Source organism: Gordonibacter sp. (assembly GCF_036667095.1).
Lineage (GTDB): Bacteria > Actinomycetota > Coriobacteriia > Coriobacteriales > Eggerthellaceae > Gordonibacter.
Map to the genome: position 1 here is coordinate 1 of NZ_JAVWUP010000326.1, position 2,116 is coordinate 2,116.

General features: G+C 64.8%; 2 protein-coding genes. Both read left to right on the forward strand.

All coding sequences use genetic code 11. The annotated features are described in order from the left end of the window. Positions 1–97 precede the first annotated feature (97 nt). Positions 98–1,018: a signal recognition particle-docking protein FtsY gene (ftsY, locus tag RR842_RS14250; protein WP_332518652.1), complete on the forward strand. Its 921-nt coding sequence runs from the start codon at positions 98–100 to the stop codon at positions 1,016–1,018. Positions 1,019–1,097: 79 nt separating this feature from the next. Next, positions 1,098–2,096: an MBL fold metallo-hydrolase gene (locus RR842_RS14255; RefSeq protein WP_332730242.1), complete on the forward strand. Its 999-nt coding sequence runs from the start codon at positions 1,098–1,100 to the stop codon at positions 2,094–2,096. Positions 2,097–2,116 lie beyond the last annotated feature (20 nt).

Sequence of the window (2,116 nt, forward strand, 5' to 3'; positions counted from 1 at the left end):
TCGCACGATCGGAGGCGCCGCGCTGACTTCGCGGGGCTGTTGCGCTACACTGTTCGCTCGATGAAACGATAGGCCCACCTTCAGTTAGGAGCCCTTTATGGGATTCTTCGAACGTATAAGCGAGGGACTCACCCGCTCGCGCGACAAGTTCAAAGAGCAGATGAACGTCCTCCTCGACCGCGGCCCCGACCTCGACGAGGAGTTCTGGGACGGTCTTGAGGAGACGCTCATCCTGGCCGACGTCGGAGGCGCTGCTGCCACCGAGATCGTGGAGGGCCTGCGCGAACAAGCCACGCGCAGGGCGCTTCCCGATGCGTACGCGGTGCTCGACCTGCTGAACGACCAGATAGCCTCCACGTTCACGCCCGGCGGCGAGGAGGTGCTGGGCGGCCAGCCCGCGCTCGTGTTGTTCGTGGGCATCAACGGCACCGGCAAGACCACCACGGTGGGCAAGCTGGCCAAGGAGGCCGTCGACGCGGGTCGCACGGTGATCCTCGGCAGCGCCGACACGTTCCGCGCGGCGGCCATCGAGCAGTTGGAGGTGTGGGCGAAGCGTGCGAACGTCGAGGTGGTCACGCGCGAGCGCGGCAGCGACCCGGCCAGCGTGTGCTACGACACCATCGAGCGCGCCGAGCAGCAAAACGCCGACCTCGTACTCGTCGACACAGCGGGCCGCCTCCACACCTCGGCCGACCTCATGCGCGAGTTGGAAAAAGTGGTGAACGTGGTGCGCAAGCGCTCGCAGCTGCCCGTGTACACCGTGCTCGTCACCGACGCCACAACTGGCCAAAATGGCTTGTCGCAGGCGCGCGAGTTTGACCGCGCGTTGCAGTTGGACGGCGTCGTTGTCACGAAGCTCGACGGCACCGCCAAGGGCGGCATCGCGTTGGCCGTGAGCCATGAGCTGGGGCTGCCCGTGCTCAAGATCGGTGTGGGCGAGGGGCTCGACGACCTCAAGGACTTCGACGCGCATGATTTCGCTCGCGCCCTCGTGGGCGACTTCGACGAGCGCGCCTAGCTTCTCGCCGCCCCGAGCGGGAGCATCGCGATCGCCGGGCTAAAGGATTGCGCCCGGAACCGAAAAGGAGAATACCAGCATGCTTGTCGCGCAGGTCCATAGCAATCCCGACGTGTTCGAGGCGCGCGTTCCGTTCGAGAACATCTCCACGAACAACACGAACTGCTATATCGTGAAGGACGGCGACGACGCGCTTGTCGTCGATACGGGTGCGCCCTCCGACGAGGGCTTTGCCATCCTTGACGCGGCACTTGTCGAGCTCGGTGTCGATCGGGCGCGCCTGCGCTTCTTCCTCACGCACCTGCATCTCGACCATGCGGGGCTTGTGGACCGCATCGCATTGCCGGGTGCGAAGCTCTATGTGAGCCCGGTGGACTTTGAGGCGGTGCGCGCCTCGCGCGCGGCCTCGTCCTACGATGTGGCGCGGCGTGCGTTTGTGGCTGAGGGTGTCTCACCCTCCGACGCGTCCGGTTACGCCCGCTACGCCGTTGAGCCGCGCCTGTTCGATGCCTCACGCCTCACGCTCGCACCCTCCTGCGAGGGGGATGTCGTCGAGGTGGGACGCTACTGTTTCCGCGTAATGGAGACGCCCGGCCATACGCCGGGGCACCTCGCGCTCTACGAGCCCGAATCGCGTATCTTGTTCAGCGGCGACCACATCTTGTTTGTCATCTCACCGAGCATCGCGTTGTTTCCGGGTGGAGGAGACGGGCTGCAAGCCTATCTCGACAGCCTCGCGAAGGTGAGGAAACTCGGTGTCAAGCGGCTGTTCATCTCGCACGGCGAGCCGCGCGACGACTTCGACGAGCGCATTGACTGGCTGGCCGCGCACCACCTCGAGCGCCTGGAAGAGACGCGGGGTATCGTCGGCTCCGCACCAAGACTTACGGGCGAGGAGGTTATCCGTGCCATCAAGTGGAACGTCCCGTTCGACGCGTGGGAGGACATCTCCTTTGTGCAGCGTTGGTGCATCGTCACCGAGGGCGTGGTCATCCTGAACCACCTCGTCGACCGCAACCTTATCCGACGCGAGGCAGATGAGGCGGGCATTAACCGCTACTTCTGCGACTACCGATAACCCTACCGATAAGGCACGGT

Excerpts from the sequence above, each read along its gene's own strand:
- ftsY (WP_332518652.1), top strand. The coding sequence starts at position 98 with ATGGGATTCTTCGAACGTATAAGCGAGGGACTCACCCGCTCGCGCGAC.
- RR842_RS14255 (WP_332730242.1), top strand. The coding sequence starts at position 1,098 with ATGCTTGTCGCGCAGGTCCATAGCAATCCCGACGTGTTCGAGGCGCGC.